General features: G+C 41.8%; 12 protein-coding genes. All 12 read right to left on the reverse strand.

Annotation, left to right across the window (positions count from 1 at the left end; translation table 11 throughout):
• Positions 1-238: 238 nt before the first annotated feature.
• The 12 genes from E4K67_RS21550 to E4K67_RS21610 all read right to left on the reverse strand — a co-directional run bounded on the left by E4K67_RS21550 (position 239) and on the right by E4K67_RS21610 (position 16,216).
• On the reverse strand, positions 239-1,243 hold the full coding sequence (locus tag E4K67_RS21550; RefSeq protein WP_135550498.1) for an ABC transporter substrate-binding protein: 1,005 nt from the start codon (positions 1,241-1,243) through the stop codon (positions 239-241).
• A 76-nt stretch (positions 1,244-1,319) separates the two neighbouring features.
• Complete coding sequence (locus E4K67_RS21555) at positions 1,320-2,159, reverse strand: ABC transporter permease (protein WP_135550499.1); 840 nt, start codon at positions 2,157-2,159, stop codon at positions 1,320-1,322.
• Positions 2,152-2,919 (reverse strand): ABC transporter ATP-binding protein, encoded by a 768-nt coding sequence (locus E4K67_RS21560; protein WP_135550501.1) that lies wholly within the window; start codon positions 2,917-2,919, stop codon positions 2,152-2,154. The genes E4K67_RS21555 and E4K67_RS21560 overlap by 8 nt, the downstream gene beginning before the upstream one ends.
• A 264-nt stretch (positions 2,920-3,183) precedes the next feature.
• A complete protein-coding gene (locus E4K67_RS21565; RefSeq protein ID WP_135550503.1) occupies positions 3,184-4,374 on the reverse strand; it encodes a MalY/PatB family protein in 1,191 nt (396 codons plus the stop codon).
• Positions 4,364-6,694: a xanthine dehydrogenase family protein molybdopterin-binding subunit gene (locus tag E4K67_RS21570; protein ID WP_135550505.1), complete on the reverse strand. Its 2,331-nt coding sequence runs from the start codon at positions 6,692-6,694 to the stop codon at positions 4,364-4,366. The genes E4K67_RS21565 and E4K67_RS21570 overlap by 11 nt, the downstream gene beginning before the upstream one ends.
• 94 nt (positions 6,695-6,788) lie before the next feature.
• Entirely contained in the window at positions 6,789-7,928 is a 1,140-nt protein-coding gene (locus E4K67_RS21575; protein ID WP_135550507.1) for a M20/M25/M40 family metallo-hydrolase, read from the reverse strand.
• Positions 7,929-8,069: 141 nt separating this feature from the next.
• Positions 8,070-8,537, reverse strand: coding sequence for a GNAT family N-acetyltransferase (locus E4K67_RS21580; protein ID WP_135550509.1), 468 nt, complete (start codon positions 8,535-8,537; stop codon positions 8,070-8,072).
• A 505-nt stretch (positions 8,538-9,042) separates the two neighbouring features.
• Complete coding sequence (gene dinB / locus E4K67_RS21590) at positions 9,043-10,230, reverse strand: DNA polymerase IV (RefSeq protein ID WP_135550513.1); 1,188 nt, start codon at positions 10,228-10,230, stop codon at positions 9,043-9,045.
• Positions 10,231-10,232: 2 nt separating this feature from the next.
• Entirely contained in the window at positions 10,233-10,553 is a 321-nt protein-coding gene (locus E4K67_RS21595) for a hypothetical protein (protein WP_135550515.1), read from the reverse strand.
• Positions 10,554-10,692: 139 nt separating this feature from the next.
• Positions 10,693-14,502 (reverse strand): phosphoribosylformylglycinamidine synthase, encoded by a 3,810-nt coding sequence (locus tag E4K67_RS21600; protein ID WP_135550517.1) that lies wholly within the window; start codon positions 14,500-14,502, stop codon positions 10,693-10,695.
• Positions 14,503-14,582: 80 nt separating this feature from the next.
• Complete coding sequence (locus tag E4K67_RS21605; RefSeq protein ID WP_135550692.1) at positions 14,583-15,260, reverse strand: PhoH family protein; 678 nt, start codon at positions 15,258-15,260, stop codon at positions 14,583-14,585.
• 191 nt (positions 15,261-15,451) lie between these two features.
• Entirely contained in the window at positions 15,452-16,216 is a 765-nt protein-coding gene (locus E4K67_RS21610) for a carbonic anhydrase (RefSeq protein ID WP_135550519.1), read from the reverse strand.
• Positions 16,217-16,420 lie beyond the last annotated feature (204 nt).

A 16,420-nucleotide genomic window follows, 5' to 3' on the forward strand; every position in this document is an offset into this window, starting at 1 on the left:
TAAATTTATTAAATCAACCTAGTTCACTTCAATTAACTATATAAACTCATGTTTATCGCACTTGCTCACTCCTTACACACCTTGCCATCTTTAGTTAGTCAAATCCTTTACGTTTATATTACCACAACAATCGGGAAATTGAACTAAAGGGAACAAGCATTATACTTGATCCCTTTAGTTTTTTATCAATCGTGAGACACCCACCAATTTGTAGACCGGTCTGGTACCCTGTATAAGTTCACTTAATGTCTTGCACTGACTTCTCTGCAAACCTTGTTGTAACTACATTTTTATAAGGAGCAATTTTATTTAGCTCACCCGCATCTTTAATGATTTGTTGCAGGAGATAGAAATCCTTTTCATTAAGGACAGGATCTGTTTTCCAGCTATTTTGTTCTTTATAACGTTTGACAGAGCTTACCAGTATTTCATCTTTTTCTTCTGGGAATTGAGGCTTGATAGCTTTAGCAATTTCCTCTGCAGAATGATTTGCTACCCAACGCTGGCCCTTATATATTGCATTAGTAAACTTTTGGATAAGCTCGGGATTTTTCTCGATTGTGCTCTTCTTAGTAAAATAGGCTGTGTAAGGAATTTCACCACTATCCTTACCTAGAGATGCTACGATATATGCTTTGCCCTCTTTCTCCATACTAGATGCAGTAGGCTCAAAGATAATGACATAGTCCCCTTGCCCTCCCATAAAGGCCCCTGGCATCGCTGCAAATTGCATCGTGGTATCGATGAAAACATCCTTCCCATTAGTAAGACCATTTTTACTCAATACGTATTGGAGAACAATTGCGGGCATTCCGCCCTTACGTCCACCAATAACAGTCTTTCCTTCAAGGTCACTCCATTTAAATTGAGTATCAGCCTTTCGACCCATAAGAAACGTTCCATCTCCATTGGTCAGTTGAGCAAATACAACACTATGATCTTCTTTGCCTTCGTTATATACATACACACTTGCTTCCGGTCCTGCAAAACCAATATCAACTTGCCCTGAAAGCACACCAGTCATGACCTTATCTGCACCCGCACCATTGGTAAGTTCAATCTCAAGTCCCTCTTCCTTAAAGAACCCTTGAGTCAGAGCCGCATACTGTGGAGCATAGAAAATTGAGTGTGTTACCTCCGAGACTTTAACTTTTGTGAGCTCAGTTTGAGTATTGCATCCTGAGAGCACTAAGGACAGCCCTAAGACTAACACGATAAGTACGAGCATAACTTTATTTTTCATAATTAAGAGTCCTCCTCAATTTTTGTTTTGAATATTAGGTACGATTTATCCAATTGTGAGACTTCCACGAGTTCACTCAGACTTTATTCTTCACCAGAAATTTTTCAAGGTAAACCACCCCCTGATACATGACCGTCGCTGCCACACCTAAAATAATGACACTGGTCATGACTAGGTCTAATTTAAAAACTTGGCCTCCGTAAACGATGAGATAACCCAAGCCAGCTTTGGAAACTAAGAACTCTCCCACGATGACTCCGACCCAAGATAACCCGACGTTAATCTTAAGGGCATTGATGAACGTCGGTGACGACGCCGGGAGTAACACTTTGGTAAGAATCTGAGATTTTGTACCCCCAAAAGTTTGGACGAGCTTAATCTTTTCCTCATCAATCGCTAAAAAACCATTTAAGACTTCCAGAACCGTAACTATTAGGGAAATGGCTAGTGTCATGACAATGATTGCTGCAGGACCTGCCCCGATCCAAACGATAAATACCGGACCGAGCGCGATTTTAGGCAAGCTGTTAAGGACTACTAAATATGGTTCTAAAACCTTACACAAGAATTCTGACCACCATAAGATAATGGCAATTATCGTTCCTAAAACTGTCCCTAAGACAAAGCCAACGACTGCCTCAAGACAGGTTACACCTATGTGATGAAATAGTCCCCCCTCTTCATATAACCTAATAATCGTTTGAATGATCCTTGTTGGCTGGCTGGTGATAAACGGATCTACGATCTTTGCATTAGCGCATATTTCCCAAAGTCCAAAGGCCATGACTAAAATCATGAATTGGATGATTCGAATCGTTATTTTTTCCTTTCTTACACGCCGCAAGTAGCCGATATGTTCTAGAGAATGGTCAGGTGCTTTAGTCTGAGGCTTATTTTCTTGTCCTTGGTTAGACATGGACATCCAGCCCCTTCCATATCTCTCGAAAATATTGTTGAAACTCCGGTGTTTCCCGCGCGGTTAAGGGAGACCTGTTATCACAACTTAATTTTATTTCGTAAATATTCTTGATTGTTCCAGGTCGCTTTGACAAGAGGATGACCCGGTCTGACATACTGATACTCTCTGCAATATCATGGGTTACCAATAGCGCGGTTTTGTTTTCCTGCTTAATAATGGCATATATATCTTCATTGACCACAAGCCTGGTTTGATAATCCAAAGCTGAAAAGGCTTCATCAAGAAGAAGGATTTGAGGGTCGGTCATAAGCGTTCGTATAAGAGCGACTCTCTGCCTCATCCCACCAGAAAGCTGGCTTGGATATTTATCTTTGAATTCGTAAAGTCCATACGTTCTAAGTAGTTTTAAGGCCCGAACTTTCGCCTCAGGTGTTACTAACCTCCTTATTTCCAAACCTAGCATGACATTTTGGTAAATCGTCCGCCAGTCAAAAAGATGATCCTTTTGTAACATGTAACCAACTTTTCGAGAAGTTCCAGTAACCTTTTCCCCAGAAAGTAACACCGTACCAGTGGTTGAAGAAAGCAGACCCGAAATAATCGATAATAAGGTTGATTTACCGCACCCACTCGGGCCAACAATACTTACAAACTCTCCGTCTCGAACTGAAAAATCAATACTTTCCAGAGCAGTTATCTCCCCATTAAGGGATTGATATTTCATTCCTACGTTTTGCACCTCAACAACCTCGTTCAATGGCACTCCCCCCCAAAAGCATCTCGGCTTTTATAGTGTATTGGAAAACGCCTTAATCCGTGAGCAATTCGAAAATTTACCAGTTAATAATTAAAGCGCCTTCAGATGACTCTTTTTATTAGGGGCTACCACTCCTACTTCAAGGGGGAGTCTCACGATTTAACAATTGTTAGTTATAATAAGTTTGAATAAGAAAAAGAGAACAGTCGTGCACTAAACAATGCTCTACTGTTCTCTTTTCTTTTAAAGTGTAGTCTCTTTGGCTTAGTCCAATTCCTGAATTGCGGTTTTAATGCGCTGCAAGCCTTCCTCTAGCACAGAACGGGCACAGCCTAGATTTAGTCTTGCGAAGCCTTCACCTCCAGCACCAAACAAATAGCCTGCACTTAAACCCACCCCGGCCTTGTGAACCAAAAATTTTTGTAAGGCTTTGGGTTCCATTGCTAACGCTCTGAAATCAAGCCAAATGAGATAGGTTCCTTCAGGCTTAATCACCTTAATTTGAGGCAGTTCTCGCTCAAGGAAAGAGATTAAGAATTTCACGTTTCCTGATAAGTAGTCCATTAATTGGTCCAGCCAATCTTTGCCATGCCGGTAGGCCGCTTCCATGGCCGTCATTCCGAATACATTAGGGTGATGAATCCCAGTTAAGTCAAAAGACGCTCGAAACGCAGTCCGATACTTGGCATTAGGAATGATCAAATTTGAGGTTTGTAAACCCGCTAAGTTGAACGTTTTACTTGGCGCTGTACAAACAATTGATTGAAGAGCTAATTCTGGGGATAGAGAGGCAAAAGGGATATGCTTGTGACCCTTATAAATAAGATCACTGTGAATTTCGTCCGATATGACTAGGACCCCATGATCTACACAGAGTTGCCCTAAGCGTTCAAGCTCAACTCGTTCCCATACCCGACCAACGGGATTGTGTGGATTGCATAGAATCATCATCTTGACACCGCAGGCAAATTTCTCTTCTAAGTCCGCAAAGTCCATAGTGTACCGACCGTTTTCCAAGGTAAGTTGACTACTAATAACCTCACGATTGTGATTCTGGATAGCTTGAAAAAACGGCGGATAAATAGGAAACTGAATAAGGATCTTATCTCCGGGCTTAGTTAAACTTCGTACCAGTTCATTTAATGCTGGAACAATTCCGGGGCTAAACGTAATCCAGTCTCTTTGAATCTCCCACCCATGTCGTTCTTGCATCCAGTCGATAAGTGCTTCGTAATAGCCATCCATTCCGTCAGAATAACCGTATATCCCATGTTTTGCTCGGTTCACGAGGGCCTCAACGACTGCATCTGGGGCTGGAAAGTCCATATCCGCGACCCACATCGGCAAGATGTCTTCGCGACCAAATATTCGTTGATTAAAATCCCACTTTATAGAATTCGTATGGTGGCGATCCGTGATATGGTTAAAATCGTAGTTTTTAGAATCAGTTTGCACAGTGTTCACCCTTATCTTCCATGATTTCTAGATCAGATAGCTTTCTGCTTTTCAAGGCAGCCACGATTTTCTCTGGCAGGAGAGGTAGCTCTGACAATGAAGTTCCAAGTGCGTTATTTACAGCATTGATTACTGCCGCCGCAACGGGTACAAAGGCTATTTCTCCTACACTTTTGGCGCCAAAGGGACCGTCATCCCCTCCTTGTTCTATCAAAAGGGTTTTTATAATTGGCATATCTGGCGCATTCACGAGATGATAGTTTTTGAAGCTTGAGTTCATTATCTTTCCGTCTTTTCCTATCCTAATTTCTTCATATAATGCATATCCTATACCGTTTTGAACTGCACCTTGAATTTGTCCTTCAACCATCCCAGGATTAATGGCTTTTCCTATATCATGGGCTGCCAGATAATCAGTAATTTTAACCATGCCTGTTACACTGTCAACCTCAACTTCTGCAAAATGTACTGCATAGGAACCTGGATTAGATGTCCCATGATAGGTGTGGGTAATAACAATGTCCACATTGTCCTTAACTTTAGCCGTCGTGACAATTTCACGATAACTTAACTTGTGGTGCTCATCCAATTGTGAGACTCCCACGAGTTCACTTCCAACAACCAACACGTTACCGTCTTCTGCTTTTAAAGATTGTTTAGGTTTTTGTAAGATACGTGCCGCACATTCTAGTAGTTTCTCTTTTGCTCTTTCGGCTAACTCATAAACACAAGCACCACAAATATAGGTGACTCGACTACCGTAAGTGCCGAAATCATAAGGACCGTTTTCAGTATCAGCTTCTATAATTGTAATGTAGCTAAGATCAATATCTAAAACCTCTGCAGCTATCTGTTTAATTGAAGTAATCGTTCCGCATCCTAGCTCATGAAGACCGGTATTTATAATACAACTTCCGTCCTCATTCATCTTTAATGTCATTGTACTATGTTCGGGAAAGCCTCCGTACATGCCATTTTTATGCGCCCCACAGGCAAACCCAACTCCTCGGCGGTATCTTCCGTTAGTAGGTTTTCTCTTACATCGTTCATTCCAACCAAATGCAGCTGCACCTTGTTCTATACACTCAATTACGCGAGCATTTCCCAACGAAATATGGCTTGCTTTATCTAGGTCATAGGGATGGACAAGATTCTTAAGCCTAAATTCTACAAGATCCATATTCAGTTTTTTGGCTACTGCATCCATATGTATTTCCAGAGCCGTCATTATTTCTGGAGCTCCCCACCCTCTTGCCCCACCTGCCACTGGAGTATTAGTGTAAACAACCTTGCTCCGGTGTTTGTAATAAGGAATTCTATATAACTTACATATTTTATGGGACATGGCCTGCGCATTATCCACGGAACTTGAAGCATACGCTCCGGCATCTACAACGTTGTCTACATTACAATCCTGCAAAATTCCATCCCTTGAAACAGTTGTGCTTATGGTTGTGTACGTTGCCGGTCTGGTCATGGTTGCAATAATGCTATCTTCCCGACTTAATATCAATTTGACCGGGCGTCTAACTTCCTTTGCCAAAAAAGCTGTAATCGGCTCAACGACTGCCTCTTGTTTTCCACCGAAAGACCCACCCATGGGCATTTTAATGACTCTGACCTTGTTATAGCTTAATCCTAGTAAATCGGCCACAATGGTTCTCACTCCAAAAACCCCTTGACAAGCGGCCCATATAGTTAGGGTTTCTGAGCTATTGTAATCTGCCATACAAACATGGGTTTCCATTGCCGCATGATGCACTTTCTGAGTACTTGTTGATGTTTTAACAATCAAACAATCTTCATGAAATGGAGCCTTCTCTCCCACCTGGTTTTCAAATTGATGGATCAAATTCCCCTCAGGATGGATGATTGTCTGATTAGCCTGTAATGCTTCCTCTGGCGAACTCAGAACAGGCAAGGTTTCATAATCCACGCTAATAAGGGAGATGGCTGTTGTAGCTATTTCAAGACTGGTAGCCACAACAGCTGCAATCCGGTCCCCAACGAACCTTACTGTTTCCGTGAAAAGGCACTCATCTTCCGTACAAAATGCTTGGTCAGGAACAATTCTATAGCGACTGTACGGTTTGCTTGTCGTATTTAGATAAGTAAATACCTTGATTACTCCGGGAAGTGCTTCTGCCTTACTGGTATCAATCTTTATGATTACTCCATGAGCTATCGAACTCAATAGTAATTTTGCATACACCATATTAGGCAACGTCAGATCACTTACATAAATAGTTTCTCCCCGGACCTTTAGGGGCGCATCATGGATAGGGAACGTTTTTCCAACATAGTTTAAATCCTTATTCAATCCCTTCACTCCCCTGCGTTCACCCAATCGCAACTACCACTTTAGGTGGAAGTGCTACCTGTACCCTCACGTTGAACTTTATTGGAACGTGTATCTAGCTGGGGTCACTCCTTTTCACACTTGCTACAGCCTTTATGATCTCGACCACAAGTTTAGCGGTGTTGTATAGATCTTCTTCTTCGATACATTCCTCTGTAGTGTGAGATTTCTGCATACCAGTTCCCACGACAACGCTGGGTACACCATAGTGGTTATAATAATTCGCATCGCTTCCCCCGCCGGTTGGCCCAAATATCGCTGTTAAACCTGCTGCTTGAGTTGCTTGAGCTGAAAGTCTAGCAATTTGTGATTTCTCATCGAGTTTAAAGGGGTCATACAACCTTAGGACCTCTATTTCGGCAGTTGCTCCAGCTTCAGCTACACAGAGCTTAAACGTTTCGCACATCTGAGCCGTTAGGCGCTCCATTTTTTCTAAGTTGCGGCTTCTTGTTTCACAGGTTATCTCAACTCTCTCAGCCACAATATTCGTAGCTCGTCCACCCTTAATCGTACCAATATTAGACGTTGTTTCCTCGTCAATGCGACCAGTCTGCATGCTGGAGATCGCTTTAGCGGCTACAACAATTGCACTGATTCCATCCTCTGGGGCGGCTCCTGCATGGGAAGCCTTGCCTTGAATTGTTACATTAATTCGATCTTGCCCAGGTGCTTCGAGAATAATTATCCCTGGTTGACCACCAGTATCTAAGATAAATCCGAAGTCGGCTTTCAGCCAAGTTGTATCTATATTTTTGGAGCCATTAAGACCGCCTTCTTCGGCTACGCTAAATATTACTTGAATATCTCCATGCGGAATATCCGATTCCTGAATAGTCCTTAGAGCCTCCAGGATCGATGCAATACCAGATTTATCATCAGCCCCTAGAATGGTCGAGCCGTTTGAGGTGATCAACCCATTTTGAAGCATCGGTTCGATACCAATACAAGGATCAACTGTGTCCATATGCGCCGAAAGTAGCACAATCGGAGACTCAGGAAGGGTACCTTTTAAATAGGCAAAGACATTGCCACAATTGCCCCCAATTACTATACCTGCTTGATCTTCAGTTACTGTCATATTCAAGGTTTTAAGACGTTCTTTAAGTATGTCTGCAATTTGTCGCTCACTTTTAGTAGGTGAATCAATTCTCGTAAGTTCGAAAAACTCTGCTAATAATCTTGGGCGATTTATCATAATTCATTACTCCTTCGCTAAGATAAGAGATTAAGCTCACATTATAGTTTTGTGTTCATATATTTATGATTCAACAATTTATGTCTAATTCCTTCAATTGCTAATAAGCTATTCAAAAATGTATAACTACGTCGTTGACATCTACGCTTGAGTCATTTGTAAAGAATAAATTAGTCGTGGAATTATTCGTCCTTTTTGGAGAAGCGATTCTACTTCTCCAAAAAAAATCGCCCCCATTTTTAGATAAAACTCCTTTGCTTGAGGGCTTGTTACTATAACCAACTCTTTAATTCTTAAATATTTGCAAGTATTAACCAAATGATTCCATAATAATTTCCCATATCCTCTGCCTATACTTTTGGGTTCAATAAAGAGATATTCTAAAGAAGTTTCTCTATCATCTATTAAAATACCATAAAATCCAACGACACTATCATCTTCTTCTATAACAAAAGTTGGATTATTGCTTATAAATTCTTCGGTTACCTTATATACTGACTTAAACTTCTCCATATAATCAGAATCCATTCCCCAATACGCCTCGGATTTAATTGCTATATCGGTTAATATTTCATATTCATATGGTTTAGCACGTCGTATACTTAACATTTTCTTGCTCCTTAATTAATTTAATTTAAGGTCATCAATAAAGAACTGTTGAGCCCTCTTTGACACCTTAGCCTTGATTGAGCTGTATGATCTATGGCAGTGGCATAGAAGAAACAGCAGATTGCTGAAAATCTGCTGTTTCTGTGCTTAAACCTATGCAATCCACGACTTTCAACTCCAAAATTGAACCCCTAATATTATTGATTAGGGGCTATCAATGGCTACAATCATTTAATGTTTGACGAATACAACATTAATTGCTTTGATAAGAGCTTCTACAGTATCTCCTTCTTTAAATCCGACATCTTCGAGGCTTTCCCGCGTCATCACGGACGCGACTTCCGGAGCATTGCTTCAACCTTCGATACTTATTTTGACCAAGGCCATCAGATCATCGGTCTTGATCTCCTCAATAACCCCAACTAGTTTGTTTCTTACCCCAGCTTCCATTAAACAAACCTCCTAGATTATATTGCTTTGTTTATTGTGACCGGAGGGGCAAAAATTATTCTGAGTGTTCTTTTGGTTTCAAGAGTCTAGCTCTAGTAATACTTGTTTCTCCATATTTTTCTTTAACTGAATCCATTACCTTAGTCAGGTGTTCACTATCTTGACTCAGTTCAGAAAACAAAGATAGTTGATTTACTTCTTGATCAGTTAGGTTACTAAGCGTGACGCCAATTAACCTAAGGGGTTGCTTTAAAGCAACCTCTCTTAACAAGTTACAAGCTTCGTGGTAAATCACATTATCTAGATTACTCGCCTGTGCTAAGGTATGAGAACGAGAAACTGCCTGAAAATCGTTATACCGGACTTTCAAGGTTATTGTTTTCGCTTTAAGCGACTCTTTACGGGCTCTCCGTCCTACATCAACGGAAAGCTTTAGTAAAACTGTTTCCAAAAGATCTCGGTCTGCAATATCCGAGGTAAAAGTAGTCTCACGACCGATCGATTTAACAATCCTATCGCTTTCCACCGGCCTATCATCGATTCCCCGAGCTAAGAGGTATAATTGACTACCCACAGTCCCAAGTAACTGAGATAAGTATCCCTGCTCTAACTTTCGCAAGTCCCTAACCGTTCTAATATTAAGCGAGTGCAATTGCTCCGCCGTTTTTTTGCCAACTCCCCAAATACGCTCCACAGACAGTGGGTCAAGAAACTCCTGAACTCTGTCCGGTTGAACAACGACGAACCCGTCTGGTTTCTGCAAGTCTGATGCAAGCTTAGCCAAAAACTTATTGCAGGCTAAGCCCACAGAAGCCGTTAAGTTAAGTTCTTGTTGGATACGCTCTTTAATCATAAGTGCAATTTCATCTGCAGGACCAAATAAGCTTGTTGACCCTGTAACGTCTAAAAAAGCCTCATCCAAAGAAAGCGGCTCTACCATAGGAGTATAAGTCAGAAATATCTCTCGGATTTGCTTCGATACTTCCCCATACTTAAGCATGTTTACTGGCAAGCAAACCGCGTGAGGACAGCGCCGATAAACCTCCGCCATGGGCATAGCGGAGTGAATTCCAAATTTGCGTGCTTCATAAGAGGCAGCCGAAACAACACCCCTGCTGTTAAGTCTGCCTCCTACCACAACTGGTTTACCGATTAAGGACGAATCATCACGCTGCTCCACGGAGGCGTAGAAGGCATCCATATCCACATGCAGTATTTTACGTAAGTTTGTCCATCTGTCCATTATTAGACATCAATTTTTATCCCATCTTTTGATGGGCAAGAATCATTACTTAAGTTAATCTCTGCAGATACTTGACTCCAAGTAGCTTCATTAAGGTTGATAGTATCGAGGAGTAGGACGAGGTCTGATCGTCCGTAATAAGCCGGAGCCCCCTCTTGATTTTTTGTCACCAGTACAACTGGTATTCCATTAAAGGCTGGTAGCAATGCTTTGATAATCATAGTCGCATCCGTTGCATTTTGAAATACCGCTGGTAGAACGGAAACAACCGCAAATTTTTGTCCTTGTTCATCGATAATAGCGCCTTCAAATTGACTTTTCACTAAATTCATCTCCTATTTGTGTTAATCAACAATCCCTATATCTAGTATTCGACAATAACCTGGAAAAACCTGCAGAGTAAGGTTTTCGGGATAAATAATGGATTTGACGTTAAGTATAATCCTCATGATTCAAAGAGATTTATCCTCGGAAGTAATTTACTCCACCCGTGAAAATAGGTTGATACTGATTCCCAGGGACATTTATAGCTACTCCCTTTCCACTTCTTTCGGAATGGGCCATCTTTCCTAAAATACGTCCATCCGGGCTAGTGATCCCTTCAATTGCCTCGTAAGAACCGTTTGGAGTATAGAGAATATCATTGCTTGGGTTCCCGTCAAAATCGACATATTGTGTAGCAATTTGGCCATTAGAAATCAACGTCTGGATCACTTCGTTTGAAGCGACAAAACGGCCCTCTCCGTGTGAGATTGGCACAGTATGAATTTCACCGAGGTCAACCCCACTAAACCAAGGAGATAAGGTAGAAACAACTTTAGTCTGAACCATGCAGGAAATGTGACGCCCTATTTTGTTATACGTGAGGGTCGGAGAATCCTCAGCCAAAGCTCTGATTTCTCCGTACGGAACGAGGCCTAGTTTTATCAGCGCTTGAAATCCATTGCAAATCCCCAACATTAATCCGTCGCGCTGTTTTGTTAGCTCTGACACGGCTTCGTTAATCCGAGGATTTCTGAACATAGTGGCAATAAATTTGCCAGAACCGTCTGGTTCATCTCCGGCACTGAAGCCACCCGGGAGCATGACAATTTGAGCCTGCCCTATTTTTTTAGCCATCTCTTGGATGGATTGTTCTACATCTTCTGCCGTTAAGTTTCTGATCACCAGAGTATCTACTAATCCGCCAGCATTCTCAAAGGCCCTGGCCGAATCGTATTCGCAGTTAGTGCCTGGAAATACCGGAATAAAGATTCTTGGCTTAGCCACTTTTATTGAAGCCTTTTGAGTATTACGTCTGGCATAACTTAACACAACCGGATCAACAACTTTATCCGTCTGTGTGGGGAATATTTTATCTAGGGGCTTTTCCCATGTCTGTAACGCAATATCCAGCTCAATATCTACGCCATTAACCATAATCACTGGTTTTTCCTGAGTGATACCAAGCAATTGATACTCTACCTCACCAAAAACCTCATCTAAATTAACTTGTCCTTCGATTTCTAAGACGATTGAACCATAGTCCACTGAAAATAAACTCTTGCAATCAATCTGACCGTTAAAAGCTATCCCAAGACGATTGCCAAACGACATCTTGCTGAGAGCAGCAGCCACTCCTCCCATTCTAACGGTATGCGTTGCCAAGACTTTTCCCGAATGGATCAACTCATTAATCTTTTGGTAGTTCTTTATTAGGAGTTCAAAATCTGGGACTTCACGTTCATCGCGCTTAGCCAATACCAAAACAACTTGACTACCACTTCTTTTAAACTCTTGGGACATAACCAAATCTGCACGAGTAACATTAACAGCAAAGGCGACCAAGGTTGGAGGAACGTTCAAATCCATGAAGGTACCGGACATACTGTCTTTGCCTCCGATGGCAGGTATGCCTAGTTTTTTCTGAGCATAGAATGCTCCGAGTAATGCACTAAAGGGTTTCCCCCATTTTTCAGGATCAGTCCCCAGTTTTTCAAAATACTCTTGTAGAGTAAGCCTGACTTGGCGATAGTCCCCTCCTAGAGCCACAATCTTGGTGACAGCATCTACAACAGCATATAAAGCGCCGTGAAACGGACTCCACATAGCCAATTGTGGATTATAACCATAGGTCATCATGGTCGCAGTATTGGTTTCCCCAGTCATCACTGGGAGTTTTGCCACCATGCCTTCTGCCGGGGTCGTTTGATACTTACCACCCAACGGCATCAAGACAGAGGACATCCCGATACTACTGTCAAACCTCTCAACTAACCCTTTTTGACTACAGACATTTAAGTCTTCTAAGTTGACCAACCAGGCCTCTTTAATAATGGAAGCATCGTTGGAAACCATCTCTAATTTTTGCTCGACTGTTTCTGCGAGCTTCTTAAAGTAGTTGTGGTCAGCGTCAGGAAGATTCACCTGAACCTTAGTTTTCTGCTTAACTCCATTAGTGTTGAGAAACTCCCTACTGACATCGACTATCGCCTTTCCTCTCCAGAGCATCTTTAGTCTGAGATTGTCACTCACCTTGGCTACTAAAGTGGCTTCAAGGTTTTCCTCCTGTGCATATCTGACAAACGATTCCAGGTCTTGAGCTGAAATTACAACTGCCATCCGTTCCTGAGATTCAGAAATTGCAAGTTCAGTTCCGTCAAGACCATCATACTTTTTGGGAACACTGTCGAGATTGATTTCTAAGCCCTCCGTTAATTCTCCGATGGCTACGGAAACGCCACCGGCCCCGAAATCATTACATCGTTTAATGAGGGTACTTACATTCGGATTACGAAAGAGTCTTTGGATCTTGCGCTCTGTAGGAGGGTTTCCTTTTTGCACTTCTGCTCCACAGGTCTGTAAGGACTCGCAGGTGTGTTCTTTCGAAGAGCCCGTGGCCCCGCCACACCCATCCCGGCCAGTTCTTCCACCGACCAAAACCACAACATCCCCGGCTTCAGGAACTATGCGCACCACGTTTTTACGGGGAGCAGCCGCAATCACAGCTCCAATTTCCATCCGTTTAGCAACAAAGCCTTCATGATAGAATTCTGTAACTTGTCCAGTGGCAATTCCGATTTGATTACCGTAGGAACTGTATCCCGACGCCGCACCTCTGGTGATCTTTCTTTGCGGCAACTTTCCGGATAATGTATCTTTTAGCTTTGCCCTAGGGTCCCCGCTCCCGGTCACACGCATGGCCTGGTAAACGTAAGTGCGGCCAGATAAAGGATCACGTATGGCTCCCCCTAAACAGGTAGCTGCCCCTCCGAATGGTTCAATTTCTGTAGGATGATTATGGGTCTCATTCTTAAACATCACTAGCCATTCTTCGTTAGCGCCGTTGATATCGGCATTCACGACAATACTACAGGCATTGATCTCATCCGATTCATCGAGGTCCGCTAAAAGCCCTCTCTTCCTCAGTTCTTTCACGCCTATTACACCGATATCCATGAGGCAGAGATCTCTATCCGTTGTGTTTTCACCATAGACATACTTCCTAGATGTGAGGTATTCCTGGTAAGCAATTGTTAGTGGGTGGGCAAAATCCCCTTCCGCAATAGAAACTTCTTCAATCTGAGTATTAAACGTCGTATGGCGACAATGATCTGACCAGTAAGTATCAATCACACGGATCTCCGTTATCGTCGGATTCCGTTTCTCCGTATCTCGGAAATAGCTCTGACAGAACGCTAAATCTTCATAACTCATTGCTAAACCAGTTTCTTGGAAAAACACTTGCAACTGATCAGGCGTTTTCTCAATAAAACGATCAATTATTTCTACATCAGGCGGAATTACTGGCTCGAATTCCAGACTTTCTGGTTTTTCTAAAGAAGCTTCCCGCGATTCGACCGGGTTAATACAATAATCTTTGATCCTCTGGAAATCTTCTACGGAAATTTGACCCTTAATTATGATAACTTTAGCCGAAGCAATATTAGGTCGATCTTTCTGGGTTAAAATTTGAACGCATTGAGCAGCAGAATCCGCCCGCTGATCATATTGCCCTGGTAGGTATTCCATCCCAAAAATCAGGTCTTCACTAGGAATCTCAAGGTGCTCCTCAAACACCAAATCCAGCGGAGGCTCGGCAAAAATAATCGGAAGGGACTTAGTATATTCCTCATCCGTAATCCCAGAAATATCATAACGGTTAACGATTCTTAAACCTTCTAACCCTTTGATGCCTAGATTTTCTAATACATCACTATAGAGACCTTGAGCTTCAATATCATAGCCGGGCCTTTTTTCAACGTAAATTCGTTTAACTGCTTGTGATCCCATACAATCTACAATCCTCCATCACTTTTTCTAATCTAAACACTAGAGTATAATAATCCTTGCTGTACAAATATGTAAGGCACTCATTTTAGGGTATCTGCCCAATTTGCCAATTCCCCACGAAAGTTCTTAGTCAATGTAAGGATCTTGCAATAAGGCTGATCCTTAAAGTGTTCCATATACGGGACAAAACCACTTTTCGAAACGGGAATATCTACTTGTCCTGAATGCCCGATACAAATGACTTTACATGAATCATGGATGCGCGTAAATATTTTGCGTAATTCCATAATCGTGAAATTCTGACATTCATCAATGATAATAGTCATGTCTTTGAGGTTAGTTCCTCTCAGGAATAAGGGACTTTTAGGGTAACACCATATGTTATCCATCGCTCGCTTTACAGTTACCTTTCTTCGAAGTGCTTCATTAGCCAAAACTTCTTCATTATAGACACACTGAACGGGGTTTTCATTGATCTCCAAAAGAGCGTCTATAAGCGGTTGATGATAGATACTTTCCTTCTCGGACTGTGTACCAGGTCTAAATCCCATTGAGGATTCTTGTACGGGGTTAAAAATATAGGTTAATGGCTTTTTGAAAATCTTTGCGCATGCCACCGCCAGAGTTGTTTTTCCAGTTCCTGCTTTGGCGTTTACCATGACTAATTGATGATCAAATATCGCGTTAACATATTCTTGCTGTTCGACTGTCAATTTTGGTGCAAACCCAAACAATAAGTTATTCTCAGGTAGTGGCATAATACTCACCTTATCCTTGTGCGTTATTTAGAAAAATAATTTACATTCTTTTAAAGCAAACATTAAGGCAATGAGTGACATCAATAACTAAATCATATCTTATTACATTCTAAGAGAGGATTCAAATGGGGAAAACAAACAAAAAGCTAGAGCGTTAGAAACACGGTCTAGCTTACTTATAATGAGTTAAGTTACTCATTACTAAACTGTAAAATCCCCTCATCTAGATCATACTTAATACCTATCATTTTTACTTGTCTCACTTCAACACCCTCTTTAATAATGGGACTCTTGGAGATATCCTTCAGGGCGTTTTGCATATTAAGGTCTGTACTCATTTCAATTAAATCTCTTCCAGTTAAACCCATAGCTTTTGCACTATCGACAGAAGGCTTTATTTTTTCGATAATAGCACCAATACTTCCGTGTGTTGTTCCTCCCTGCACTGCAGCAGTGACCGCTCCACATTCCTCATGCCCAAGAACTACGACCAAGGGAGTCTTAAGGTGTTCAACAGCATATTCAATGCTTCCTAATTCGACTGGGGTTATAACATTTCCAGCCACACGTACAACAAATAAGTCACCTAGCGCCTGATCAAACAGCAGTTCAGGTGGAACCCTCGAATCTGAACAACTAACAATGACCGCAAACGGGTGCTGCCCGTTCTTCATTAAATCCCCTCGTCTTGTGGAACTGAGGTCCTTACTCAAGGGCTTACCGGACGTGAAACGCTCGTTTCCATCTATAAGGAGTTGTTTTGCCTCGTCCGGCGATGATATAATCTCTATTCGCTCATAGACGGGAACAGGAACAGCTACAGCCTGCTGAGCAGGAGGGTTCTCCACGTTTGAAGACTGTTTATCGCTCGTAGGTATAGTTTGACTTCCGCAGCCACTAAGGTTTAAAGCAATACATAGCGACAAGGATGTGATATAGACTAATGATTTTTTCACAAATTCTCTCCTTACTATTTTCAATTCAAAAGAAATTTTTGCATCTATATCATTTTGCCTCAATTATTAGCATCTTAGTCCCTATCTAACGGGTGAATTATTTTTTTGAGATAACAATTTTCTGTGCCTAAATTTCTTATTTGTTCGAACATTTTATTCCTAGTCATCATATAATACACTGCCTAAGTGAACTTGTTCAACTAA

The sequence above is a fragment of the Desulfosporosinus fructosivorans genome (assembly GCF_004766045.1).
Classification (GTDB): Bacteria; Bacillota; Desulfitobacteriia; order Desulfitobacteriales; family Desulfitobacteriaceae; genus Desulfosporosinus; species Desulfosporosinus fructosivorans.